Genomic DNA, 25,247 nt, shown 5'->3' with positions numbered 1-25,247 from the left:
CGCCCGCCCCGGACCACGTCGCGGCTCTCGTGACGAATCCCGTCGTGGTGCGGCCACGATGGCCGGTCTGCTCGCGCTGGGTGTCGTCGCCGCCGCCTGCACCGCCGGCGCGGAGGAGCCGTCGGCGGGGGAGTCCGCGGGCCCCGGAGCGGCCACGTCGAGCGCCCCGCCCGTCTCCGCGGCGTCGGTGGCCTCGAACATCCCTGACCGTGCGAAGGCCGTGACCGTCGACCGAGCCGTGAGGCTGACCGCGTCGGACGGCACGTTCTCCCAGGTCGCGGTCGAGGTGGGCGGCGGCGATGACGAGCTGGACGGGACGCTGTCGAAGGACCGGACCACCTGGACCTCCAGCGAGCGGCTCGAGCCCGGCCTGAGGTACTCCGTCGACGCCGTCGCGGTCGACGACGAGGGCCTCGAGGCGGAGTCGCGCTCCTGGTTCCGCACCGAGGACCTCACGCTCGACCAGCAGACCTTCGCGTCCATCGCGCCCCTGGAGGGCGAGACGGTGGGGGTCGGGATGCCGGTGATCGTCCGGTTCGACGTACCCGTCACCGACCGGGCCGCCATCGAGAAGCACCTGTCGGTGTCCACGACGCCGGCGCAGCAGGGGGCCTGGACCTGGCTGTCGGACAACGAGGTGCACTGGCGCCCCAAGACGTACTGGAAGCCCGGGACCGAGGTCACCGTCGACGCGGACATCAACAGCATCCCGGCGGGCAACGGCATCTACGGCCAGGAGAGCCGGTCCACGACCTTCACCGTGGGTGACGCGCTGATCAGCAAGGTGGACGTCGCGAAGCACCAGATGAAGGTGTTCCGCAACGGCGACCTGCTCCGGACGATCCAGGTGACCGCCGGCAAGGACGGGTTCACCACCCGCAGCGGCACCAAGGTGATCATGGAGAAGTTCCGCACCAAGGTGATGGACGCCAGCACGATCGGAATCGACAAGAAGGACCCGGAGTACTACCGGCTCAAGGTGCAGTACGCGATGCGGGTCACCTACTCCGGGGAGTTCATCCACGGTGCCCCGTGGTCCGAGGGCTCGCAGGGCTCCGACAACGTCAGCCACGGCTGCGTGGGGATGAGCATGAGCGACGCGGCCTGGCTGTTCGACATGTCCCGCCGCGGTGACGTGGTCGTGGTGACCGGCACCGACCGCACGATGGAGCCCGGGAACGGCTACACCGACTGGAACCTCAGCTTCGACGAGTACAAGGCCGGCTCCGCCCTCTCCTGACCTGTCGCGGCCCTGCCGCGTCCTGAGACGCGGGGCGGTTCGCTGACCCGTCGGATCCTGCTGGAGCCGCGGCGGCTCCACCGCCTCCACCGCCTCCCGGGGTCGATCACCTGCACGTGCTGCGGGGGATCGACCCGGCTAAGAGCGCGCGTGTCGTGCCTCCCTGTCGCCGGACGGGCCGTTCCCGGGGGAGCGGGGATAGCGAGGCAGCGTGCGGCGGGTCAGCGAAAGGGCCCCGGCCGCGGGTGCGGACGGGGCCCTCTCTCAGGCTGTGGTGCTGCGCGAGCTCAGTGCTTGCGGAGCTCCTCACCGTGTACGTCGTGCCGGCCGTCGAACTGGTGGCCGTCGGCCGGGTGGCCGTCGAGCTCGTGGTCGCCGAGGTAGTCACCAGCGGGCATGTGCTGGTGACCGCCGGAGTGCATCGCGAGCTCGTGCTCGGCGTGCTCCCTGGCCTCCTCGAGCTCCTCGCGGGTCGGCTTCTGGACGTTGTGCGCGAACCAGTAGTGCGACAGCTTCGCGCGGAGACGGTTCCGGCGGGTGCCGGGCGCCTTGACGCCGTTCTCGTCCTCGCCCGAGGGGAGGGCGTAGACCTGGTCGCGGTCACGCGCGGTGAGCGTGTAGGCCCGCGCCGGGTCGATCGGCAGGTGACGCTCGGAGTACGCGCCCTCGGGGGAGCGCATGATGACGCCCGTCTCGTAGCCGTGCAGCAGCGCCTCCTGGTCGTGACGCTGGAGCGAGATCGCCCAGCGACGCGCGAGGATGAACGCGATGACCGGTCCGACGAAGACCGCGACCCGCATGAAGTACGTGATGTAGTTCAGGTTCAGGTTGAACACGACCGCGAGGATGTCGTTGCCGCCGGCGGCCCAGAGCAGGCCGTAGAGGGTCATCATCGCGACCATGAACGCGGTCCGGTTCGGAGCGTTGCGCGGACGCTGGAGCAGGTGGTGCTCCCGCTTGTCGCCGGTGATCCAGGCCTCGATGAACGGGTAGGCCAGCACCAGACCGAAGATGATGCCGGGCGCGACGACGCCGGGGATGAAGACGTTCCAGGAGAGCGTGAACCCGAAGAGCTCGGTCTCCCAGCCCGGCATGATCCGGAGCAGACCCTCGGCGACGCCCATGTACCAGTCGGGCTGCGAGCCCGCGGTCACCTCGGCCGGGTTGTAGGGGCCGAAGCGCCACACCGGGTTGATCTGCATGAGGCCACCCATGAGGGCGGTCACGCCGAAGACGATGAAGAAGAAGCCGCCGGCCTTCGCGGCGTACACCGGCATCATCGGGAAGCCGACGACGTTCTCCTCGGTGCGGCCGGGGCCCGCCCACTGGGTGTGCTTGTGGTAGACGAGCAGCAGCATGTGCGCGCCGATGAGGGCGAGCAGCAGGCCGGGGATCAGCAGCACGTGCACGGTGTAGAGACGGGGGATGATGTCGTCGCCCGGGAACTCCCCGCCGAAGGCGAAGAAGGACACGTAGGTGCCGAGGACCGGGACCGACTTCATCAGGCCGTCCGCGATGCGGAGACCGGTGCCGGAGAGCAGGTCGTCGGGCAGCGAGTAGCCCGCGAAGCCCTCGAGGATGCCGAGCATCAGCAGCAGGCCGCCGATGACCCAGTTCAGCTCACGGGGCTTGCGGAACGCGCCGGTGAAGAACACGCGCATCATGTGCACGAACATCGCCGCGATGAAGAGCATCGCCGACCAGTGGTGCATCTGCCGCATCAGCAGACCGCCGCGCACGTCGAAGGAGATCTCCAGCGTCGAGGCGTACGCCTCGGACATGTGCAGCCCGCGCAGCTGGTCGTAGGAGCCCATGTAGGTGACCTCGGCCATGCTCGGCTTGAACCAGAGCGTGAGGAAGACACCGGTGAGGAGCAGTACGACGAAGCTCCACAGCGCGATCTCGCCGAGCATGAAGGACCAGTGGTCCGGGAAGACCTTCCTGATCTGCTTCTTCGCGATGGTGGCGAGCCCGAGACGGTCGTCCGCCCAGGTGGCGGCACCGCCGATCTTGCTCGGCTTCTCGGCCTTGGCGGCCTGCTTGCCGTTCGTTGCGATAGCCATCAACGGTCACCACGTTCCCAGTAGCTGGGGCCGACCGGCTCCTCGAAGTCGCTGAGTGCGACGAGGTAGCCCTCCTGGTCGAGACCCATCGGAAGCTGGGGGAGCGAACGGGCAGCGGGTCCGAAGATCACCTTGCCGTTGTCCCCGAGGTCGAATGTGGACTGGTGGCAGGGGCAGAGCAGGTGGTGGCTCTGCTGCTCCCACAGCGAGATCGGGCAGCCCACGTGGGTGCAGATCTTGGAGAAGCACAGGATGCCCTCGACACCCCAGTTCTCGCGGCCGGCGGACGGCGTGATGTCCCTCGGCTGCATACGGACCAGGATCACGGCGGCCTTGGCCTTCGCGGCCTGCAGCTCGTGACCCTCGTAGACGGGCTCGCCCTCCTCGTCGGTGGCGAAGAAGACGGCGGGCTCGGCGTTGATCAGCTGGCCGATCTCGACCTCGTCGGGCTTGATCGGGGCGCCGGACACGTCGTTGACGATCCGCATGCCCTTCTTCCACACGGTGTGCTCGAGCGCGTCACCGGGGAGCGGGCCGAGGTCGCGCAGGGCGACGATGGCCGGGAGACCCAGCATCGCGACCGCCCCGAGCAGGGAGTTGCGGATCAGCGGACGCCGGCCGATGCCGGAGTCCTCGGCGCCCTGGCCGAGCGCGGTGAGGGCGGCCTCGCGGTCCTCCTGGGAGGAGGCGACGGGGTGCCGCATCTCGATGATCTCGGTGTCGGACATCAGCTTGCGCGCCCACTGGATCGCGCCGATGCCGATGAGCAGCAACGCCATTCCGAGCGTCACGCCGAGGGCGAGGTTGGAGGCGCCCATGCCCAGCCAGACGTCGGTCTCCTCGCCCACGGAGAGGGCGAAGTAGGCGACGCAGAACAGCAGGGCGAAGACGGCCGAGAGGCCGAACATCGTGGCCACCTGCTTCTCGGCGCGGCGCTCGGCGTGCTCTTCGACGTCCGTCGGGCGGGGATGGTGCGGCGGGAGACCGGGGTCGGCGATCGGGTCGCCGTGGACCGCGGGAGTGTGCTGGTGCGCCGCCGCGTCCTCGTTGCCGGGGACCGGCATCGAGTCGTTGGGGTTACCGCGGTCGCTCACTGCTGGACACCCTTCTTGGATCGGGTCGAGTGGGCGGCGATCCAGACGGCGAAGCCGACGAGGACACCGATGCCAGCCAACCAGGCAAACATACCTTCGGAAACGGGGCCGTACGAGCCGAGCGCGGAGCCGCCGTAGTTGGGCGTCTCCTCGTTGGCCTGGAGGTAGGCGATCACGTCGCGCTTCTCCTCCGGCTTGAGCACGTCGTCGGAGAACACCGGCATCTGCTGCGGGCCGGTGAGCATGGCCTCGTAGACGTGCTTCGGCTCGACGCCGATCAGCGTCGGGGCGTACTTGCCGCCGGGCAGGGCGCCGCCGGAGCCGGCGAAGTTGTGGCACGCCGTGCAGTTGGTGCGGAAGAACTCGCCACCGCGGACGATGGCCTCCTCGCGCTCCTCCTCGGGGATCGTCTCGGGGTCGTACTGCTCCGCGGTGGGGATCGCCGGGCCGGGGCCCAGGGAGGCGACGTAGGCCGCGAGCTGGCGGGTCTCCTCCTCGTTGTAGAGGCGGTCCTTGCGCGGGGCCTGGACACCCGGCTGGGCCATCGGCATCCGACCGGTGCTGACCTGGAAGTCGACCGCGGCGGCGCCGACGCCGACCAGCGACGGACCGTACTGGGTGCCGTCCTGGGTCACGATGCCCTCGGCGTTCTTGCCGTGGCAGGAGGCACAGCCGACGAGGAACAGCTCGCGGCCCTGGGAGACGAGCGCCTCGTCACCCGCGGCGGAGTCCTGGGCGGTTGCCGGCGACAGCAGGGCGTAGGCGCCCCCGGTGACCAGGAGGCCGAGCAGGAGTACGACGACCCCGGCGAGGGGGCTGCGACGTCTGCTGGAGAGTCGAGCGGAAAGCATGCGCACGAAAGAGTCCTCGAATCCGTCGCTACTTGATCAGGTAGATGGTCGCGAAGAGGCCGATCCAGACGACATCGACGAAGTGCCAGTAGTACGACACGACGATGGCGCTGACGGCCTGCTCGTGGGTGAACTTGCGGGCCACGAAGGTACGGCCCAGCACCAGCAGGAAGGCGATGAGCCCACCCGTGACGTGGAGTCCGTGGAAGCCGGTGGTCAGGTAGAAGACCGAGCCGTACGCCGAGGAGGGGATGGTCACGCCCTCGTGGATCAGCTCGGCGTACTCGAGCGCCTGACCGCCCACGAAGATCGCGCCCATGATGTAGGTGAGCACGAACCACTCGCGAAGACCCCAGCCCTTCATGTTCAGGACGCCGCCGGAGCGGCCGACCTGCCCGCGCTCGGCCGCGAAGACACCGAGCTGGCACGTCAGCGAGGACAGCACCAGGATCGTGGTGTTGACCGTCGAGAACGGGATGTTCAGCTTTTCGGTCTCTTGCGCCCACAGCTCCGGGGACACCGCCCGGATCGTGAAGTAGCACGCGAACAGCGCCGCGAAGAACATCAGCTCACTGGAGAGCCAGACGATCGTTCCGACGCTGACCATGCTGGGGCGGTCATGGTGCCCGTGCAGACGGGATGCAGGAATCACAGTTGCTGTCGCCACCCGCACATTATGTCTGTAACCAGATGCCGTGGACATCCGACCCCCTCTCCCAAGGCAGTCATCTACTTCACATTCGCTGCCGGGGCCCTGAGGGATGGGCGTAGGGCGCGCCTAATCTGGACGCGTGCGAGCCCTCACCAGCGCGGAGAGCCTCTCCGACCTGCCCCCGTTCTCCGCCGCCTCCGTCCTCTCCGAGTGGGGCGTCGACCCCTTCCTGTTCGTGGTCTCGGTGTGGGTCACCGGGCTCTACCTGTACGGCGTGTGGGTGCTCCGGCGCCGGGGGGACACGTGGCCGGTGGGCCGCACGCTGAGCTTCGTGGTGCTCGGCATGGGCAGCTTCTACGTGATCACGTCGTCGGGGATCGCGGCGTACGACACGGTGCTGCTGAGCGTGCACATGGTCCAGCACATGGTGCTGTCGATGATGGTGCCGCTGTTCCTGGCTCTCGGCGCCCCGGTGACGCTGATGCTGCGCACGCTGCCGCCCCGGCCGCGCGGCTGGCTGCTGGCGCTGCTGCACTCGCGGCCGGTCGCGGTGCTGTCGTTCGCGCCGCTGACGTTCCTGCTGTTCGTGGTCAGCCCGTGGGCGCTCTACTTCTCCGGCTGGTACGACGCCTCGCTGCGGTCGGAGTTCGTGCACGAGATGATGCACGTCCACCTGGTGCTGGTCGGGTCGCTGTTCTTCTGGCCGCTGGTCGGCGTGGATCCCGTCCCGGGGCGCGTGGCGTTCCCGTTCCGGCTGCTGCTGATCTTCCTCACGCTGCCCTTCCACGCCTTCCTGGGCGTGACGATCATGGGCCAGGAGGAGCTGATCGCGGGGGACTGGTACCGCTCGCTGCCGATGGCGTGGCTGCCCGACCCCGCGGACGACCAGCACCTCGCGGGCGGGATCCTGTGGGGCTCGGGCGACCTTGTCGGGCTCACCTTCTTCGCGGTGCTGTTCGTGCAGTGGGTGCGCTCGTCGATGCGGGAGGCGCAGCGGGAGGACCGCCGCCTCGACCGGCTCGAGCGGCTCGGCTCCGGGGGCGGCTCGTCGAGCGCGCCCCCGAAGCCCGAGGCGGACGGCGACCGGTAGCATCGGGCGCGTGACCGACGCCACCAAGCCCCATGCCGCGGACAAGCCGTTGAAGGTCCTCGTCTACAGCGACGACGCCCACACGCGCGAGCAGGTGATCCTCGCGCTCGGCAAGCGCCCGCACCCGGACCTGCCCCCCGTGGAGTACGTCGAGGTGGCCACCGAGCCGGTCGTCGTGCAGCAGATGGACTCCGGCGTCATCGACCTCGCGATCCTCGACGGCGAGGCCGTGCCCGCCGGCGGGATGGGCATCGCGAAGCAGATGAAGGACGAGATCTTCCGGTGCCCGCCGGTGCTCGTGCTCACCGGTCGCCCGCAGGACGCGTGGCTGGCGACGTGGTCACGCGCGGAGGCCGCCGTACCGCACCCGATCGACCCGATCCAGCTTGCCGAGGCCGTGACCCGCCTGCTCCGCCCGCGCGTCGCGTCGGCGTCGACCGCCTCGGCGCACTGACCCCAGCCGCATGTCACAGCAGCACTCCTGGCCCGAGGTCCTCTCCGCGCTGATCGCGCACCGCGACCTGAGCGGTGACCAGACGGCGTGGGCGATGGGCGAGATCCTGGCCGGCGAGGCGACGCCGGCCCAGATCGCCGGGTTCGCGGTCGCCCTGCGCGCCAAGGGCGAGACCGTCGACGAGGTCGAGGGCCTGATCGCCGCGATGTACGCCCGGGCGACGCCGCTCACCGTGACCGGGCGGGTGCTCGACATCGTCGGCACCGGCGGCGACCGGTCGATGTCGGTGAACATCTCCACGATGGCCGCGATCGTCGCGGCGGGCGCCGGGGTACCCGTGGTCAAGCACGGCAGCCGCTCCGCCTCCTCCACGTCCGGCAGTGCCGACGTGCTCGAGGCGCTCGGGGTGCGGCTCGACCTGCCCGCCACCACGGTGGCGCGCGTGGGTGAGGAGGCCGGCATCACCTTCTGCTTCGCGGCCGCCTTCCACCCCGCGCTGCGGAACGCCGCCGTGCCGCGCCGCGAGCTCGGGGTGGGCACCACCTTCAACTTCCTCGGCCCGCTGGCCCACCCGGCCAAGCCCGAGGCGCAGGCGATCGGCTGCGCGGACCTCGCGATGGCGCCGGTGATGGCCCATGTCTTCGCCAACCGCGGCGTCGACGCGTGGGTCTTCCGCGGCGACGACGGGCTCGACGAGCTGACCACCACGACGACCTCCCGGATCTGGGCGGTGTCCGGCGGCGAGGTCGAGGAGCACACGCTCGACCCGGCCGACCTCGGCATCGCCCGCGGGACCGCCGAGGGCCTGCGGGGCCGCGACGCGGCCTACAACGCCGACGTCGTACGGCGGGTGGTGGCCGGCGAGCACGGGCAGGTCCGCGACGCCGTGGTGCTCAACGCCGGGGCCGCCCTCGCGGTGCACGCCGCCGAGCCCGGCACCCTGCTCGAGCGCCTGGCCGCCGGGATCGCCCGGGCGAACGAGTCGATCGACTCCGGGAGCGCCCAGCGGACCCTCGACCTGTGGGTCGCGGTCAGCGCGTCGCAGTGACGGGGCGCGTCTTCCCGCACGTGGCATGCGCAAGGATGTGCCCGTGACAGGACTCAGCGACCAGCTGCTCGCACTCGCCCAGGCCTACGGGGTCGCCACCGACTACTGGGACTGGCGGGGCAACCACGTCTCGGTGCCGGAGGAGACGATCGTCGGCGTGCTCGCCGCGATGGACGTCGACGCGTCCACCCCGGAGGCCGCCGCCCGCGCCCTGGCGGCCGAGGCGGGCGCCTCGTGGCGGCGCACCCTGCCGCCGTGCGTGGTCACCGAGCAGGGCGCCGGCACGTCGTTCCCGGTGCACGTGCCGCACGGCACGCCGGTGGAGGTGTGGGTCGAGCTCGAGTCCGGCGGCACCCGGGCCGGCCTCTCGCAGGTCGACAACTGGGAGCAGCCCCGCGACGTCGACGGCACGCTCGTCGGCGAGGCGTCGTTCCGGCTCCCCGAGGACCTGCCGCTGGGCTACCACACGATCCACGCCCGCGCCGGTGCCCGGACGGCGTCCTGCGCGCTGGTCGTCACCCCGCGCTGGCTGGGTCTGCCCGAGCGGATGGGCGAGGGACCCTCCTGGGGCCTGGCCGCCCAGCTCTACAGCGTCCGGTCGCGGCAGTCGTGGGGCGTCGGCGACCTCGCCGACCTGACCGACCTCGCCGTGTGGTCGGGCTCCGAGCTCGGTGCGGACTACCTGCTGGTCAACCCGCTGCACGCCGGTGAGCCGCTCGCGCCGATGGAGCCGTCGCCGTACCTCCCGGCCTCGCGCCGGTTCTTCAACCCCCTCTACCTGCGGGTCGAGCGGATCCCCGAGTACGCCGACCTGTCCGCCCGTGACCGGGCCGCGGTGCAGGAGCTGCTCGCCGGCCTGCGCCGGGAGGTCGACGGCACCGACGTGATCGACCGGAACGCCTCCTGGACCGCGAAGCGGTCCGCGCTGAAGCTGGTGCACGGGGTTTCACGCACCGCCGGCCGCGAGGCCGACTTCCGCGCCTTCCGCCGCCGCGAGGGGGAGAGCCTTACCGGGTTCGCCACCTGGAGCGCGCTGGCCGAGGTGCACGGCAACGACTTCCGGGCCTGGCCCGAGCCGCTGCGGCACCCGGCCACCGCGGAGGTCGCAGCCTTCGCTCGCGAGCACGCGGACGTGGTGGAGTTCCACATGTGGCTGCAGTGGGTGGTCGACGAGCAGCTCCAGCTCGCGCAGGCCAAGGCCGTCGCCGCCGGGATGAGGCTCGGGGTGATGCACGACCTCGCGGTCGGCGTGCACCCCGGCGGCGCCGACGTGTGGCGGCTCCAGGACGTCTATGCCGCCGGCATGCAGGTCGGTGCGCCGCCGGACGCCTACAACCAGATCGGCCAGGACTGGGGGCAGCCGCCGTGGCGGCCCGACCGGCTCCAGGAGGTCGGCTACGCACCGTTCCGCGAGCTGATCGGCGGGCTGCTGCGCTACGCCGGCGGGGTCCGGGTCGACCACATCATCGGGCTCTTCCGGCTCTGGTGGGTGCCGGCCGCGGCGACCCCGCGCGAGGGCACCTACGTGCGCTACGACCACACCGCGCTGATCGGCATCCTCGCCCTCGAGGCGCACCGCGCGGGCGCGGTCGTGGTGGGCGAGGACCTCGGCGTGGTCGAGCCGTCGGCCCGCGACTACCTGAAGGCGCACGGGATCCTCGGCACCTCGATCCTGTGGTTCGAGAAGGGCGAGGACGGCAAGCCGCTGCCCGCGGAGCGCTGGCGTGAGCTGTGCCTGGCGTCGGTGACCACCCACGACCTGCCGCCCAGCGCGGGCTACCTCGCCGGCGACCACGTCCGGCTGCGCGACGAGCTCGGGCTGCTGACCCGGCCGGTCGCCGAGGAGATGGCCACCGACGAGGCCGAGCGCGCCGCCTGGCTGGCCGAGGTGAGCGACCGTGGCCTGCTGCCCGCGTCGGCAGCGGCCGGGACGGACGACATCGAGGCGACCGTGCGGGCGCTGCACGAGTACCTCACCCTCACCCCGGCGCGGCTGCTGAGCGTCGCGCTCGTGGACGCGGTGGGGGACCGGCGGACCCAGAACCAGCCCGGCACCACCAACGAGTACCCCAACTGGCGGGTGCCGCTGTCCGGCCCGGACGGCCGGCTGCTGATGCTCGAGGACGTGATGGGCTCCGCCCGTGCGGCGTCGCTGGCCGACGTCGTACGGCGCCGCGCCGACTGACCCGGGCGGTCCGGCCGTCGCGCCCTGTCGCGCGGTCGGCGGAGGCTAGCGGCCGAGCCCCGCGTCGCGGGCGCGGACGATCGCCTCGGCGCGGTCCGCGGCCTGGAGCTTGGTGAGCACCGCGTGCACGTGGTTGCGCACCGTCTTCTGGGACAGGAACAGCCGGGCCGCGATCTGGGCGTTGCTCAGGCCGGCCGCGACCAGGTCGAGCACCTCGCGCTCGCGGGCGGTCAGCGTCGGGAACGCCGTCGTGGCCGACGGCTCGGGGGCGCGGGCGAAGAACTCCGCGATGCGCCCGGCCAGCACCGCCCCGAAGACCACGCCGCCGGCGGCCACCGTGCTGATCGCCCGCACCACCTCGGCCGGCTCGGCGCCCTTGAGCAGGTAGCCGCGCGCGCCGGCGCGGACCGCGTCGAAGACCGTGCCGTCCTCCTCGGACATGGTCAGCACGACCACCCCGACGTGGGGGTGCTCCGCGACGAGGCGCCGGGTGGCCTCGATGCCGTCCATCTCCGGCATCTGCACGTCCATCACCACGACCTGCGGCGCGAGCCGCTCGACCGCACCGAGCGCCTCGACCCCGGTGGCGGCGGTGCCGACCACCCGCACCTCGTCGATGCTGGCGAGCAGCGCCGCGAACCCCTCGCGGAAGACCGGGTGGTCGTCGACGACGAGCACGCCGATCGGCTCGTGGGTCATGCGAGTCCGCCTTCCGTCCCGGCCCCGGTGAGTACGGGTTCGGTGAGTGTAGGGGCGAGCGGGAGCTCGGCGTGGACCTTCGTGCCGGTCGGGTCGCCGGCGGTTACCTCGCACCGCCCGCCGAGCTCTGCGGCTCGCTCCCGGAGGGAGACCAGGCCGACCCCGGCGCTGGTGCCGGGCGCGATGCCGACGCCGTCGTCGAGCACCTCCACCACGAGGCACGGCCGGGCCGGGTCCCGGGCGATCCGGACGATGCCGTGCGTCGCGCGGGCGTGCCGGACCACGTTGGTCAGCGCCTCGGAGACGATCCGGTAGGCCGCGACCTCCACGGCCGCGGGCAGCGCGCCGAGGTCGTCGGGTGCCTCGACCCGCACGGTGAGGCCGGGGGCGCGGAGCCGCTCGGTCTGCTGGCGGATCGCGCGGACGAGCCCCACGTCGTCGAGCGCCGGGGGGCGCAGCCCGTGCACCAGACGGCGCAGCTCGGTGAGCATGCCGCCGACCTCGTCGCGGGCCAGCGCGAGCATTCGGTCGGACTCCTCGGGCGACCGGGCGGCGGTGATCCGGGCGGTGTCGATCCGGGAGGCGACCGCGGCGAGGGTGGGCCCGAGCCCGTCGTGCAGGTCGCGGCGGAGCCGGCGGCGCTCGTCCTCGACGGCGGCGACCATCCGCTCGCGGCCGCGCTGGAGCTCGGCGGCGAGCTGCCCGGCCCGGGTCGCGGCGGCGGCCTGGCGCACGACGTCGGCGAGCAGCCGCTCGTCGGAGGCGCTGAGCCGGGAGCCGCGTCCGCCGTCGCGGGGGAGCAGCAGCCGGCCGATCTGCTCGCCCCGGTAGGCGATCGGCAGGGCGCGGGTGTCGGCGGGACGGTCGCCGTGCTCGGCGACGAGCAGCTCCCCGCCGACCTGCCGGATCTCGACGCCGACGTACGGCGTCCGGAACGCCTGCGCCACCGCCCGCGCCACCTCGAGCAGCTGCACGTCGGAGGCGGGGGAGTCCTCGAGCCGCTCCGCGAGGACCGCCACGACCCGGTAGGGGTCGTCGCGCTCGCCGAGGACCCATCGGCGGACCGCCCGCCACACCCGGTGCCGCAGCGGCGCGTAGACCGCGGTGACCAGGAAGACCGCGAGCACGAGGGCCTGGTCGTCGCTGAGGCGTCCGCCGAGGAGACGTCCGGCCGCGCCGAGGATGAGCAGGTCGAGGACGAACGCGGCGACCAGGAGGGCGCCGTACAGCAGGGTGCCGCCGAGCAGCCGGTCGACGTCGACGAGGTCGGGGCGGGTGATGCCGACCGCGACCGAGCCGGCGGTGACGACCACCGCCACGACCAGCCCCACGGAGCCGACGTTGCCGGGCAGCAGCCGGATCGTGAGCATGAGCAGCACGTCGACGACCGCGGCCCAGAGCAGCCAGCGCATCCGGGTGCGGCGCAGGCCGGTGGCGAGCCGGTACTCCCGGACCACGACCGCGAACGGCGCCAGCAGGCTCAGCGCGAGCGCCAGGTAGGAGACCCGGAGCAGCACCGACCACGCGGCGTCGGGCAGGGGAAGGGTGACCATGTCGAGGTCGAGCGAGCCGAACGCCGCGGGCAGGGCGCCGGCCCCGGAGGCCGGCTGGGCCACGTCCGCGGGGGCGGCGACCAGGGTGAGGGGGAGCAGCGAGGTGGCGACCAGCCCGACGAGGGCGAGCGCCCGCCAGCGGCCGACGGGCAGTCGGCCGTCGGGGTAGAGCACCAGCACGAGCGGCAGCACGAGGAGCAGCCCGGCGCCGAGGCGCTGGTAGACCCAGAACGACACCGACGCGCCCGCGAGCGGAGGGTCGGACAGGGTCGCGTACGTCAGCCAGGACGCGGCGAGCCCGTCGACGGCCCACCACACCCCGAAGACGCCGAGCACCCAGCCGAGCGTGTGCCGGCGGTCCTGGGCCAGGACCGCGGCGCCCGCCCCGGCAAGGGCCAGGCCGGGCAGGCCGCCGGTCCAGCCGGGCTCGATCGCGACCGCGGCGCGGTGCGCGCCGGGCACCCGCAGGTCGAGCATCGCCGCGAGCGCCGTGGCGGCCGCGGCGAGCAGCAGGAGCACCGGTCCCGGGCGCGGGCGCAGCGTCGACGTCGTCACATCGAGAAGCGTGCCGTACGAAGCGTCCCGGTGTCCCTAGGACCGGAGTCCCGACCGGCCTGGGACAGCAGAGGTGACACAGGTCGGGACGCGGCGCCCTGGTGGCCCGGGACGCGTCCCGCCGAGGCTTCTGGCATGCGGTGAACGGCACCGCTCACGACCAGGAGGAAGCACCGCCATGAACATCTCCACCACGTCCGCTCCGGCTCGCACCGACGGCTACGGAACCGACACGCCGTCCGCGCCGCCGGTCACCGAGGGCGGGGCCCGCGGGCTGGCCCTGGGCCTGACCGCCGGCGCCGTCACCTGGTCGGTGGCGAACTTCGCCTACGGCTTCCAGCCCGAGACCGAGGTCGGCATCAAGGTCACGGACCTGACCGGCTTCGCCTTCCAGCTCGGCGTGCTGTCCCTGGTGCAGCTCCAGCTGCGCACCCGGGCCACCGGCGTCTCCCGGAAGGCGGTGGCGATGCTCAAGGTCGAGCGGGTGCTGCTGTCGCTGGCCATGGTCTGGAGCCTGGTGCACGGGCTCGTGCCCGCGGCGCGGGACGAGGTCTGGCTCACCGTGCTCGACGTGTTCTGGCCGTTGTCGATGCTCGGCATGTTCGTCATCGGTATCAAGGTCGCCGTGGCGGGCCGCTGGCGCGGGGCGGCCCGGCTGTGGCCGCTCGTGGCCGAGAGCTGGGCGGTGGTCTGCATCCCGGTGATGGGGATCTTCGGTCCGGGGATCGGTGACGTCGTCGGGGCCACCCACCTGCTGGTGGGCTACGCGACGCTGGGGTTGGTCATCGCCGCACGGCCCGCGCTGGTGATGCCCCGAGCCGGGGAGCGCGTCGGCCGACCCTGACGCCGTCAGCCCCGCCTGTGAGTTGGGAAACGACGACGGTGGCCGGCCTCGAGGAGAGGCCGGCCACCGTCGTCATGCGGTGTTGCTGGGTCCTAGGCGCAGCTGGCCGGGACCGTGGTGGACTCGCTGATCGTCACGCGCGAGCCACGGACCGTGGCCTGGGCGCCGACCCCGACGCCGTACTCGGCGAAGGCGTCCCACACCAGGCAGGCGCGGGCGTTGCCGCCGGAGTTGTCGAGACCGGCGAGGATGCCGTCGCGCATCATCTCGTAGGTGGGCTTGGCCGGCGTGTAGTTCATGCCGTCGACCAGGTCGCCGAGCAGGACGCTCTTGTCGATCCCGGCGGCCTCGTAGCTCTCGAGCAGTTGCCAGCCGATGGCGCCGTACGCCTCGCCGTCGTTGTGCACCTCGCCGCTGGTCATGTCCGCGTAGCTGAGCGGGTAGTCGTCGTAGGCGTAGCGGCGGATGCCGAGGCCGTCGCCGACGGAGTACTCGCCGACGCGGTCGTCCTCGTTGGCGATGAGGGAGAGCACGTCGCTCATGCCCTCGCCGATCGCGCCGGCCATCGGGCCGTCCATCCGGCCGATCATGCGCCAGGTGAGGCCGTGGCCGTACTCGTGCCAGACGATGTCGGAGTCGACGTCGCCGTCACGCATCAGCGGCTTCGGCGTGATCAGCTTGATCGTCGCCGACTGGCCCTTGGCGGCCTTGAGCGTGGTGCCGTCGGCCTGGCTGACCATGACGCCGGGGATGGTGACGGTGGTGTCGTCGCCACCCATCGTGAACGGTGCGGTGCCGTCGTTGTTGGCGACGATGATGCCCGCGCCGCCGGCGACCTGGACGTTCTTGGCCTTGACCGTGAAGTTGCAGGCGCCGCGGTCGGCGATCACGAGCTTGCCGGCGTACGTGCTGCCGGCCAGGGTCTCGCAGGCGTCCGAGGTGGTCCCGGTGCCGTCGTTGGCGACCTCGAGGAAGCCGGTCATGCCGGTGCCGTCGAGCGTCTTGCCCCAGGTGGCGCCGGTGGCGTCGTACTCGGCGGTGCCGAGGACGACCCTGTGGGTGACCGGGGCGTTCCACAGGTACATCTGCATCCGCGGGTCCTGGCCGTCGCGCGGGGTGGCGAAGTTGGCGTTGTCGGTGCCCCCGCCGTCCTGCGCCTCGGCGGCGACCGGGTCGCTGCCGCGCCCGCCGTTCCCGAAGTTGTTCTGCTGGAAGTTGCCCGCCACCTCGTCGAAGCCCGCCGCGTAGAGCGTGTCGTGGATGACGTTGTTGAGGTAGAAGAGGTTCTGCACCGCCACGTCGGGGTTGGCGCCGGTGTCGGGCTGCTTGGTCAGGTCGGCGACCGCGGAGAAGTTCCCGTTGGTGACCGGCGTGCCCGGGGCGTCGGGTGCGTTGTCCTCGACGGTGTCGAGGTAGGCGTGCGCGTTGTTGCCGTTGATGTCGCGGGAGTACTGCCCGCCGGCGAGCCAACCCTGCGGCGACGCGGCGTTGCCGGTGCCGGGGCCCGCGACCATCTGCTGCGGGGTGGTGTCCGGGTCGACCGGGAAGACGTTGTAGCCGTCCTCGGCGGTGCGGAGCACGCTCTCGACGACGTCGCCGTCACCGCTGACCAGGGTCTCGTAGAGCTCGTTGTCGTCGGTCGTCCACGTGGTCACCACGTAGCCGACGGCCATGCCGCCGTCCGAGGTCGGCACCGCGACCCGCTCGACGGTCGGGGCGGCGTGGAAGCCGCCCTTCGCGAAGCTCGTGGTGTTGCCGGCGCTCCCGGTCTCGCGGGTGTCGGCCGAGCGGTTCGGGTAGAGCGCGGAGACCGCGGCGCGGAGCGCGTCGGCGCTGTCGACCGAGGCCGCCTTCGGCCCGCCCTGGGGCACGGCGGCGATGTTCTCGACGAGGTCGACGAGCTTGCCGGAGGCGTTGAACGCGGCCTTGGCGTAGGTGTCGTGGACGCGGAGCCCGTCGACGTACTGGCTCATCCGGAGGTGGCCGACGCCGCGGGTCTTCCACAGCGCGCCGCTGGCCTGGACCGACGTGGCGGTCTCCCGGCCGAGGCCCTGACTCTTCAGGTAGGCCCGGACGAGGCCGACGGCGCTGCCGTCGGACTTCGCGAAGAGCGGCTTGCCGCCCTGGCGGTGGATCTCGGAGCTCTGGTTGGCGGTGGGCACCGGGCGCTCCTGGCCCTGTGCCGTGGGTGCGAAGGAGACGAGTCCGATCGCGACGACCGCTGCGGTGGCAGCTCCGGTCGCCCGTCGAACGTTGTGGCTCCTACGGCGGCGTGCTGCCGACATGTGGTCCTCCACGCGGGTTGTTAGGAGTCTTCAACTTATGCGGAGCGGCGCAAGATGTCAGCAATTACGGGGAGTCTCCCCGACGAATTGCGAAGCGTCGGTCACAGGTCGAGGACGAACACGTCGTCCTCACGATGAAAACCGACCTTGTCGTAGTACGGAGCGACCATGCCCGAGGGGGTGACAACCCGACGGAACCCGTCGTCCTTGAGGACGCCGCTCTGCCGCCACACGAACTCGCCGGGGGAGAAGTCCCGGAACCGCGGCGTCACGTAGTCGAGCTCGACCTGGGCCACCCCGTCGCCCGCGTCGCGGATCAGGACCACGCCGACGGTCTCGTCGCCGCGCTGGACGAGGTACGCCGAGCGGTCCGGCGCCGCGCCGTCCCAGAGGAAGTCCGGCTGGAACCTCAAGATGTCCGGGCCGTGCACCCGCAGCACGTGCCGGAGGTACTCGTCGTTGGGTCCCACCTCGAGCACCGTGAACGCCGCGGCGTCGTGCCGGTCGGAGATCAGCTGCCGGATGAACCAGAGGTTGATCGCGGAGAGGACCACGTTCATCGCGACCATCGGCCAGATGCCGAGGAGGCCGTTGAAGACGACGAGGACGAGACAGGCGATCAGGTTGAGGACCCGGAAGCGCAGGACCCGCGCTTGCATGATCGAGTAGATCAGCAGCGCGGATCCTGCCCAACCGAGTAGGTCGAGCCAGTTCATGCCCGAAGGCTACTTGGCGCGCACCTTCCACGCGGTGGCCGCCAGGCGGTTGCCACGTCTGTCGGTGATGGCTGAAGAGAGCTTGACCGTGTAGTACTTCCCTGCGCGCAGGTTGTACTTCGGGTTCAGCGTTGCCGTCTTGCCGTCGGAGCTCAGCGTCACCTGGGCGGTCTGGGCGTCCTCGCGACCCTGGACGTAGAGCTTCATCGTCGAGCGGCTCACGTTGCGCACCGGCTCGCTGAACTTCGCCACGAAGTTCACCGTGCGCGAGGCGGTCCTCGTCGGCGACTTGGAGACCACCCGCGGCGCCACGGCGTCGACGTAGAAGGTCCGCCAGGAGCTTGCGCCCAGGAGGTTCCGGCCGACGTCGTACGCCGTGACCCGCCACTCCCAGGTGCCGTTGGGGATGGCGCTGGTCGGCGCCCATGCCAGACCGGCTGTCGTGATGGTCTCGCTGTTCGAGGTCGAGCCGGCTGCTCTCCGCTCGAACCGGTAGGAGACCGCGCCGGTGACGGCGCCCCAGGTGAACATCGGGTCCCTCGGGCTCACGTACGTGCCGTGACTGGGTGCGACCAGCGTGGGGCTTGTGCCCCGCGAGTAGAACTGACCTACCGCGGACCAGAGGCCGGGCTTGCCGGTCGCGTCCAAGCGCTGGACCCGCCAGTAGTAGGGCGTGCTCGACGCCTTCAACGGACTGGTGGCGGAGTAGGCCGCCTGCTTGCTCGTGGTGGCCAGCATGCGGTTCGTCAGCGAGAGCGTCTTGTCGGTGTAGACCTCGAGCTTGTAGCTGCCGGCGAAGTCGGGTGCCTGCCACCGGAAGGGGCTGACCCCAGCGGTCACGGTCCCGTTCATCGGGGAACGGGGAGCCGGTCGAGGACTGGCCTTGGTGAAGCTCCGCGTCTCGGACCAGGTCAGGCCGTTGTTGGCGCCGTCGACGGCCTGGACCCGCCAGAAGAGCTCTCCTTCGGGGTAGGTCTTGTCGAACGGCGTGTACGTCGGCTGGTCCACCAGCCTGTTCTCCAGCAGCGGGCTGAAGGTCTTCGACGTGGACACCTGGATCCGGTACTGCTGCGCGGTCTGGGTGCTCTTCTCACCGCTGGCGGCGTAGGTCGCGGCGGTGTTGGTGGTGAGGTAGTCCTCCCAGGTGAACGTCACGTCGTCCTCCGCGGAGCCGAGGTTCGCCGGTGAGCCCAGCTCGACCGCCGGTGACTTCTTGTCGAAGGCGTGCGTCGCCGCTTCGTTGGTCGAGATCGGGTCGGGAGCGCAGACGTTGACGGCCTTGCACGGGCGGACGAACCAGTAGTACGCCTTGCCCGCCTGGCTGTCCGGCAGCGCCCTGGGTGAGGAGTTCCAGTTCGGGGTCCACCGGGTGTTGGTGGTCTCCGGGATGGAGGTGTACACCATGTTCGTGAACTCGCGGTCCTGGGCGAGGTAGATCATGTAGTGCGATGCCCCAGGCACCGGATCCCAGTCGAGGACCGGGGTGGTCGGCACACCGGTGCAGATGTCGATCGACGTCCCGGGGTCGTCGAGGACGGCGTCACACGAGGTGCCTGCGTCGAGGCTGGTGCCGTTGATCGCGATCTGCTGACCGCGTACCGCAGCGAGGTCAGCGATCCGGAAGGTTCCCATCGCACCGTAGCCCAGCGACCCACCTTGGGCGTCGAACGCCCGAACCTGCCAGTCGTAGGACCCCGGTGACAGCAACGCCTTTCCGGTGTCGGTTGCCGCGTTGTAGGGAAACGACTGGCTCAGGATGGGCGAGTAGCTGGTCTCGAACCAGTAGCCGGCTCCGCTCCGCCCGATGTTGACTTTGTAGTAGGCGGCGCCGTCGAGCGGTTCCCAGCGAAGTTCCGGGAAGCGGGTGGTGGGAGATTCTCCGGCCACGCCGGTCAAGGGCGACAGGGGAGCCGCTGAGGAGTCGGCAGGAGCGCCAGAGATCGAGAAGGTCCACGCGCCGTACTTCGGCGACACCGAGCCGTTCGCGTCGATCGCCTGAACCGTCCACGAGAAGGGACCCTTCGTGGGGTCGAGTGGCTTGGTGCCACCGGGCGTCCAGCTCAACGAGTAGGTGTCGACAGGCGTGCCGCCGACGTTGCTGCCAGCGGCGTCCTTGAGGATGACTCGATACTTTTCCGCCTCGCGGGACGCCTGCCACTCAAGGGTGGGCACCGCCACGGCGGCTCCGTTCTGCGGAGATGTCTTCGTAACATTTCCCGAGTCGTAGACGAAGGAGTAGATCGGGGAGTAGATGCCCTGGACGCCGGCAGGCTCGTCGAGGGCGCGCACCCGCCAGTAGGTCACGGCTCCCTGGCTCGGCATGCAGGTGTTGCCAGGATTCTTGAAGTAGCCGCCGGTGTAGGTCGTCCCGGCCGTGTAGCAGGTGACGTATTCGCCGGGTGAGAAGTTGGGGTCGTTGCCGACGTCGAGCTGGTAGCGCGTGGCGTGCTGGACGGGTGTCCACTGGTAGTAGAAGTCATCGGCAACTGCCTGGCTGATCTGGTCAGCCGGGTACACAAGAGCGGGCTTGTCGGGCCAGTGCCGACGGAAGGTCGCCGGGACCTCCTTCCAACCCGTGGTGAGACCGGCCGGGTTCAGAGCCCGGACCTGCCAGTAGTACTGGTTGTTCAGGTACGTGGTCGGCGGCGAGTAGCGCGTGCTCATCACGGTCTTGGTGTCGACGATCGTGTTGAACTGCTGGTCGGTGCTGACCCGGACCTCGTACTTCGTCGCGCCCGCAACCGGGTCCCAGTCGAGGACGACGTCCTCGACCGAGGTATCTGCGTTGTCGGCCGGGTACCTGGTGGTCACATCACCGAGCGGCTGGACCGTGTAGCTGCTCGGGGCAGACCACATCGTCGACACTCCGTTGGCCCGGGTCGCCCGCACGCGCCAGTAGTACGTCCGGGGCTCTTGCGCGTTGGGGAAGACGTAGGAGGTGGTCTGCGTGGAGTACGACACCGCGCCGATGAAGTCGTTCTCGGTGTCGACCTCGACGTCGTACTTGGTGGCACCCTGCACGGCGCTCCAGGTGAGCAGCGGTGGGTCGTTGGGCTGGGCGAGCTGCACTCCGTTGGCGGGGGCCAGCGGCGACGGGGCAGCGGCGGGGTTGACGGTGAACGATCGCGTCGCCCAGGACCCGGCGACACCCGACGCACTCACCGCGCGCACGCGCCAGTAGAGCGGGCCCTCCGGCAGCATCTGGGTGGGAACCGCACGACGGTTCGTCGTCCTGGTCGAGAACAGCGGCGACGAGAACGACGAGGTGGAGTCCACCTGTACCTCGTACGTGGTCGCGGCTCCGACCCGGCTCCAGGTCAGCACCGGAGCCGTCGATGACACTGCGGTCGAGGGCGACAACCCGCCCGGTGCCGCGAGTGCGGCGCTGGCCGGTGGGGCCCCCAGCACCCCGACCACCATCATGATCACGGTGCCGATCGCGGTTCCCCACCGCTTCCAGGCGCTCGAGCTGCCGGTCATGCGTTCCCCCTACCTGAGCAAACAGATCAAGGTCACGCTAGGAGCGGGTGCATACGGGGCGCAGGCGAACGAATCGGACTGACCCGTTCTGACTATGCGATGCGGCTGAAAAGGGGAGAAGCGGGGTGAACCCGGTCAGTCGAGGCCGAGGGAGAAGGCAGACTCGAGGTCGTGCTGGGAGTAGGCGCGGAACGCGATGTGCGTCTCGGTGGCCTGGATTCCGGGCACCTTGTTGAGCTTGTCGGCCACGACCGCCGCGACGTCCTCGTGCTGGCGGACCCGGACCAGGGCGATCAGGTCGATCTGGCCGGTCACGCTGTAGACCTCGCTGACGCCTTCGAGGGCCGCGATCTGCTCGGCGACCTCGGGGATGCGGGCGACGTCGGCCTTGACGAAGACGATGGCGGTGATCATGGCCGCAACGTTATCGGACCGGCTGGTGCACCGGGCGGATCGACCGCCGGTCGTCGAAGGGCACGAGGTTGGCCCTGGACTCGTTGACCGCGTCGTGCACCCGCAGGTGCTTCGTCGCCCCGCCGACGGGGCAGGTCCACTCGCCCTCGACGTGCACCAGCCGGACGCCGGGTGACTCCAGCCAGCGCAGGATCTTCTCCGACTCCTCGGCGGTCGCCGACGGTGTGGGGCCCGGGCCGGGGGAGACGCTCTCGGCGCTGGCCTGGAGCTCCTGCACCCACTGTCCCGCGTGGGCGCCGGCCGGGATGACCCCGGCGGCGGCCAGCCGGCCGTGGCGCACGACGTGCACCGCCCACCTGCCGTCGTCGTCGCGGCGGGCGGCGACGATCTCCGGGCACCGGGTCAGCGCGCGCAGGCGCTGGGTGCGGGCGGCGCCGCGCAGGAAGGCGGCGAGCCGGTCGCGGAACGAGCCGGCGTCCTCGAAGCGCTCCTCGGCGGCGAGCGCGGTCATCCGGTGGGAGAGCGAGCCGATCACCGCGTCGGGGGCCTGCACGAGGGCGGTGCGCAGCTCGTGCACCACCCCGTCGTACGCCTCGGGGGTGACGCTGCCGTCACAGGGGGAGAGGCACCTGCCCATCTCGCCGAGAGCGCAGGGCGTCATCGACGGCACCTTGGCCATCCGCCCGCTGCACTGCCGGACCGGGAACGCCTCGTGCAGCGCGGCGACCGACCGCTCCGCGACCTTCTTGGAGCTGAACGGGCCGACGTACTCGGCGCCGTCGTCGAGCACCTGCCGGACCAGGGACAGCCGCGGCCACGGCTCGACGGTGAGCTTGACCCAGTGCACCCGCTCGGGGAACCGGGAGCGCCGGTTGTAGCGCGGCTTGTGCTCGCCGATCAGGCGCAGCTCGCGGACCTCCGCCTCCAGCGGGGTCGCGCATTCGATACCGGTGACCGACGCCGCGAGCCCGACCATCTCGCCCATCCGGGAGCGGGTCTCGGACGCGGTGAAGTAGGACCGCACCCGGGTGCGGAGGTCCTTGGAGGTGCCGACGTAGAGCACCCGCTGCCGGTCGTCGCGGAACAGGTAGACGCCGGGCGCGTGCGGGAGCTGCTCGGCGAGGTGCCGCTTCTTGCGCTGCGCCTGGCTGACCCGCGAGGAGAAGGTCTGCAGCTCCTCGAGCGTGTGCACGCCCAGCCCGCCGAGCCGGGCCGTCAGCCCGTGCAGCACGTCGACGGTCGCGCGGGCGTCGGAGAGCGCCCGGTGGTTGGGGGTCGTGGAGGCGCCGAACAGCTGGGCCAGCGAGCCGAGCTTGCAGTTGGGCGCGTCGTCGCGGGTGATCACCCGGCGGGCAAGCTTCGCGGTGTCGAGCACCTCGAACTTCGGCCACGGCCGGCCCTGCTCGGCGGCGAAGTGCTTGAGGAAGCCGACGTCGAACGGCGCGTTGTGCGCCACCAGCACGCAGCCCTGCGCGAACTCCAGGAACTGGGGGAGCACCCGCTCGATCGGGGGAGCCGTGGCCACCATCGAGTCGGTGATGCCGGTCAGCACCGCGATGAACGCCGGGATCGCCTGGTGCGGGTTGACCAGGGTCTGGAACTCGCCGAGGACCTCGCCGCCGCGGACCTTGACCGCGCCGATCTCGGTGATCATCGAGCCGCCCTGGGCGGAGCCGCCGGTGGTCTCGAGGTCGACCACGCAGAACGTGACGTCCCGCAGGGACCGGCCGAGCTCGTCGAAGCTGCGCTGCGACTCCCACTTCCCTCCGGCCCCGGGACCGGCGGATGGAGTCATGGTGTTGCTCATGGACGCGACGCTAGACGTGGGCACCGACCAAAACGGGCAGACACGCGCCATAGGATTGAGGCCCAGGACGCGTCCGACGTGTCACACCGAACCATCCGAGGAGAGACCTGTGGCTGCTTCCCTGCCCGATGCCAACACCCGCTGGCGGTGCGGTGGATGCGGCAACCTCACCCGCTTCGACGTGACCCGCACCCGCCGTACGACGGAGTTCTGGCACTTCGACCTCGCCGGTGAGCACCAGGTCGAGGAGAGCAAGACCCAGAGCGAGGACGTCGAGTCGGTGACCTGCCGCTGGTGCGGCCGCTCCGACGCGATCGAGCTCGTGGACCGCACAGAAGCGGACACCACCTCTTCGTGACCCTCTCGAGCGATCCGGCGGCCGGGCCCGCCGAGACATCAGGTGGAGGGCTCGTGGGCCCGCTGCCGGACGTCGTGCGGACCCGGGTGATCTCGCTCGCCGCCGGGTCGCTCGGGAAGATGCCCGCCGACCAGCTCCCCGCCTCCCTGAAGCGGGTGGCCTCCTTCGCGCCCGGCCGGCGCGCCAAGCTCGCCGGGTCGCAGATCGCCAGCGTCCTCGAGACGGATGAGATCTTCCGTGAGCGGCTGGGTCACCAGGTCCGGGCCGACGTGGCGGAGCTGGCCGCGGCGCTGGAGGCCGGTACGGCGCCCGCCGCGGCCGACCCGGTCGAGCTCGCCGCCGTCGCGTACCTGCTGCGCCCCGACGGCTGGGAGGAGGTGGTCGCGCGGGCGGCCGGTGTCGCCGACGCCGAGCGCACCCAGGCCACCAGCCGGCAGGTCTCGGAGCAGGTGGAGCGGCTGCGCCGCCAGCTCGACGACACGCTGGGGGAGCTGCGCGAGACCCGCGAGCGCAACCGGGCCCAGGTCGCCGAGCTGAAGTCCGAGAACTCCGAGCTGCGGCACAAGCTCGGCGACACCCGGGTCCGCCTCAAGGCCGCGGAGCAGTCCGCCGCGACGGTGGAGACCCGGGTCACCGAGGCGACCACGGCGGCGGCTGCCGCCGCGTCGGTCGCCGAGGCCGAGGTCCGCCGGCTGCGGTCCCGGATCGAGGAGCTCGAGCGCGAGGTCGCCGCCGCCCGCCGGGCGGACCGGACGGAGAAGGGCGAGGGGACGCTCCGCGCGCGGCTGCTGCTGGACACCCTGCTGGACACCGCGCAGGGCCTGCGCCGCGAGCTCGCGCTGCCGGCCGTCGAGGGCGCGCCGGCCGACGCGGTCGAGGCCGACGTCGCGCAGCAGGGCGGACGCACGCCGACCAGCCACGGCTCGCTGGCCTCCGACGACCCCGCGCTGCTCGACCAGCTGCTGAACCTCCCGCGGGTGCACCTGATCGTGGACGGCTACAACGTCACGAAGAACGCCTGGCCCGACTCGTCGTTGGAGATCCAGCGCGACCGGCTGCTGGCCGGTGTCGCGCCGCTCGCGGCCCGGACCCGGGCCGAGGTGACCGTGGTCTTCGACGCGGCCGACAAGGTGGAGCGGCCGCTGGTGAACCGGCCGCGGGGTGTGCGGGTCCTGTTCAGCCCGGTCGGCGTGATCGCCGACGACGTGATCCGGCAGCTGGTGGCGGCCGAGCCGCAGGGACGCCCGGTGGTCGTGGTGTCGAGCGACCAGGCGGTGGTGCGCGACGTGAAGCGGGCCGGCGCCCGCGTGGTCGGCTCGGTGGTCCTCAGCCGGCTGCTCGCCCGCTCCTGACGCACGCGCCGGCATTGCCCGCGACAGAGCCCGCGACACGCCGGGCGACACGCCGCCCGGGTTCGCCTCGCGGAACTGTCGGTGGTCGCTGCGACCGTCCTCACAAGGTTCACGACACTTCCCTGGAGGACGACATGAGCGTCGAGATCGACTGCGACACCTGCGTGGTGCGCGGCCTGGCGTGCGGTGACTGCGTGGTGACGGTGCTGCTCGGGGCGCCACCCGAGCTCAGCTTCGACGACGACGAGCAGCGTGCGCTCTCGGTGCTCGCCGGGTCGGGCCTGGTGCCCCCGCTGCGCATGGTCACCCCGGTGTCCGGGCCGGACGTCGCCAGCGCCTGAGGCCCGTGGGGTCTTTGTGACTTGTGTTACAGGTGGGGCTCATTTGGCTGCTGCTCAGGAGAAAGTCGGGCAACACGCCGCACAACACTCCGGAGAAGGTTTGCGGCTCAACGACCTTCTTAACTAACCTGGGCACTTCAGACGCCTGTACAAGCCGACCAGACCG

At 71.3% G+C, this 25,247-nt stretch carries 20 protein-coding genes; 9 read left to right on the top strand and 11 right to left on the bottom strand.

What is annotated here, in order from left to right; genetic code table 11:
• The first annotated feature begins 58 nt into the window (after positions 1–58).
• Positions 59–1,240 carry a L,D-transpeptidase gene (locus K1X13_RS03135; protein ID WP_221023565.1) on the top strand — a complete coding sequence of 394 codons (1,182 nt, stop codon included), beginning with the start codon at positions 59–61 and terminating at the stop codon, positions 1,238–1,240.
• 287 nt (positions 1,241–1,527) lie between these two features.
• On the opposite strand, the gene qcrB is transcribed toward K1X13_RS03135, so the two are convergent.
• The 4 genes from qcrB to ctaE are packed head-to-tail and all read right to left on the bottom strand — an operon-like array spanning position 1,528 to position 5,951.
• A complete protein-coding gene (gene qcrB / locus K1X13_RS03130) occupies positions 1,528–3,303 on the bottom strand; it encodes a cytochrome bc1 complex cytochrome b subunit (protein ID WP_221023564.1) in 1,776 nt (591 codons plus the stop codon).
• Positions 3,303–4,397 carry a cytochrome bc1 complex Rieske iron-sulfur subunit gene (gene qcrA / locus K1X13_RS03125; RefSeq protein WP_308249363.1) on the bottom strand — a complete coding sequence of 365 codons (1,095 nt, stop codon included), beginning with the start codon at positions 4,395–4,397 and terminating at the stop codon, positions 3,303–3,305. Before qcrA ends, qcrB begins: the two co-directional genes overlap by 1 nt.
• Positions 4,394–5,248 (bottom strand): cytochrome bc1 complex diheme cytochrome c subunit, encoded by an 855-nt coding sequence (qcrC, locus tag K1X13_RS03120; protein ID WP_221024538.1) that lies wholly within the window; start codon positions 5,246–5,248, stop codon positions 4,394–4,396. The genes qcrA and qcrC overlap by 4 nt, the downstream gene beginning before the upstream one ends.
• Before the next feature lie 28 nt (positions 5,249–5,276).
• Entirely contained in the window at positions 5,277–5,951 is a 675-nt protein-coding gene (ctaE, locus tag K1X13_RS03115; RefSeq protein ID WP_221023563.1) for an aa3-type cytochrome oxidase subunit III, read from the bottom strand.
• A gap of 88 nt (positions 5,952–6,039) precedes the next feature.
• Between ctaE and K1X13_RS03110 the strand changes: the two genes are divergently transcribed.
• Genes K1X13_RS03110 through malQ form a run of 4 tightly spaced genes read left to right on the top strand, consistent with a single transcriptional unit; the run spans position 6,040 to position 10,677 of the window.
• The gene (locus K1X13_RS03110) at positions 6,040–6,990 is read left to right on the top strand and encodes a cytochrome c oxidase assembly protein (protein ID WP_221023562.1); all 951 of its coding nucleotides are present in this window, start codon (positions 6,040–6,042) and stop codon (positions 6,988–6,990) included.
• A 10-nt stretch (positions 6,991–7,000) separates the two neighbouring features.
• Positions 7,001–7,444: an Rv3143 family two-component system response regulator gene (locus K1X13_RS03105; protein ID WP_221023561.1), complete on the top strand. Its 444-nt coding sequence runs from the start codon at positions 7,001–7,003 to the stop codon at positions 7,442–7,444.
• A gap of 10 nt (positions 7,445–7,454) precedes the next feature.
• Positions 7,455–8,492: an anthranilate phosphoribosyltransferase gene (gene trpD, locus K1X13_RS03100; RefSeq protein WP_221023560.1), complete on the top strand. Its 1,038-nt coding sequence runs from the start codon at positions 7,455–7,457 to the stop codon at positions 8,490–8,492.
• 25 nt (positions 8,493–8,517) lie between these two features.
• Complete coding sequence (gene malQ / locus K1X13_RS03095; protein WP_221023559.1) at positions 8,518–10,677, top strand: 4-alpha-glucanotransferase; 2,160 nt, start codon at positions 8,518–8,520, stop codon at positions 10,675–10,677.
• A gap of 45 nt (positions 10,678–10,722) precedes the next feature.
• Here the strand turns inward: malQ and K1X13_RS03090 are convergent, their stop codons facing one another.
• Positions 10,723–11,376 (bottom strand): response regulator, encoded by a 654-nt coding sequence (locus K1X13_RS03090; RefSeq protein ID WP_221023558.1) that lies wholly within the window; start codon positions 11,374–11,376, stop codon positions 10,723–10,725.
• Complete coding sequence (locus K1X13_RS19550) at positions 11,373–13,484, bottom strand: sensor histidine kinase (protein WP_221023557.1); 2,112 nt, start codon at positions 13,482–13,484, stop codon at positions 11,373–11,375. Before K1X13_RS19550 ends, K1X13_RS03090 begins: the two co-directional genes overlap by 4 nt.
• A gap of 178 nt (positions 13,485–13,662) precedes the next feature.
• Between K1X13_RS19550 and K1X13_RS03080 the strand changes: the two genes are divergently transcribed.
• Positions 13,663–14,328, top strand: a complete 666-nt coding sequence (locus tag K1X13_RS03080; protein WP_221023556.1) for a hypothetical protein — start codon at positions 13,663–13,665, stop codon at positions 14,326–14,328.
• A 92-nt stretch (positions 14,329–14,420) separates the two neighbouring features.
• Here K1X13_RS03080 and K1X13_RS03075 read toward each other — a convergent pair whose 3' ends face one another.
• The 5 genes from K1X13_RS03075 to K1X13_RS03055 form a co-directional block, all read right to left on the bottom strand.
• Positions 14,421–16,490, bottom strand: a complete 2,070-nt coding sequence (locus K1X13_RS03075; protein WP_221023555.1) for a M36 family metallopeptidase — start codon at positions 16,488–16,490, stop codon at positions 14,421–14,423.
• 224 nt (positions 16,491–16,714) lie between these two features.
• Positions 16,715–17,329: a hypothetical protein gene (locus K1X13_RS03070; RefSeq protein ID WP_221023554.1), complete on the bottom strand. Its 615-nt coding sequence runs from the start codon at positions 17,327–17,329 to the stop codon at positions 16,715–16,717.
• Positions 17,330–17,338: 9 nt separating this feature from the next.
• Positions 17,339–20,809: an Ig-like domain-containing domain gene (locus K1X13_RS03065; RefSeq protein WP_221023553.1), complete on the bottom strand. Its 3,471-nt coding sequence runs from the start codon at positions 20,807–20,809 to the stop codon at positions 17,339–17,341.
• Between the two features lie 135 nt (positions 20,810–20,944).
• Positions 20,945–21,223, bottom strand: coding sequence for an Lrp/AsnC family transcriptional regulator (locus K1X13_RS03060; protein WP_221023552.1), 279 nt, complete (start codon positions 21,221–21,223; stop codon positions 20,945–20,947).
• Positions 21,224–21,233: 10 nt separating this feature from the next.
• Positions 21,234–23,030, bottom strand: a complete 1,797-nt coding sequence (locus K1X13_RS03055; protein ID WP_225914500.1) for a DEDD exonuclease domain-containing protein — start codon at positions 23,028–23,030, stop codon at positions 21,234–21,236.
• A gap of 109 nt (positions 23,031–23,139) precedes the next feature.
• Here K1X13_RS03055 and K1X13_RS03050 point away from each other — a divergent pair, with 109 nt between their 5' ends.
• The 3 genes from K1X13_RS03050 (at position 23,140) to K1X13_RS03040 (ending at position 25,081) form a co-directional block, all read left to right on the top strand.
• Entirely contained in the window at positions 23,140–23,388 is a 249-nt protein-coding gene (locus K1X13_RS03050) for a hypothetical protein (protein ID WP_221023551.1), read from the top strand.
• Between the two features lie 53 nt (positions 23,389–23,441).
• The gene (locus tag K1X13_RS03045; protein ID WP_308249361.1) at positions 23,442–24,740 is read left to right on the top strand and encodes an NYN domain-containing protein; all 1,299 of its coding nucleotides are present in this window, start codon (positions 23,442–23,444) and stop codon (positions 24,738–24,740) included.
• A 134-nt stretch (positions 24,741–24,874) separates the two neighbouring features.
• The gene (locus tag K1X13_RS03040) at positions 24,875–25,081 is read left to right on the top strand and encodes a hypothetical protein (RefSeq protein ID WP_221023550.1); all 207 of its coding nucleotides are present in this window, start codon (positions 24,875–24,877) and stop codon (positions 25,079–25,081) included.
• The last annotated feature ends 166 nt before the right edge of the window (positions 25,082–25,247 follow it).

Origin of the sequence: Nocardioides jiangsuensis (genome assembly GCF_019679455.1) — a bacterium.
Lineage (GTDB): Bacteria > Actinomycetota > Actinomycetes > Propionibacteriales > Nocardioidaceae > Nocardioides_C > Nocardioides_C jiangsuensis.
Note: the sequence above shows the minus strand (reverse complement) of the source record. Positions and strands in the feature narration are given on the sequence as shown.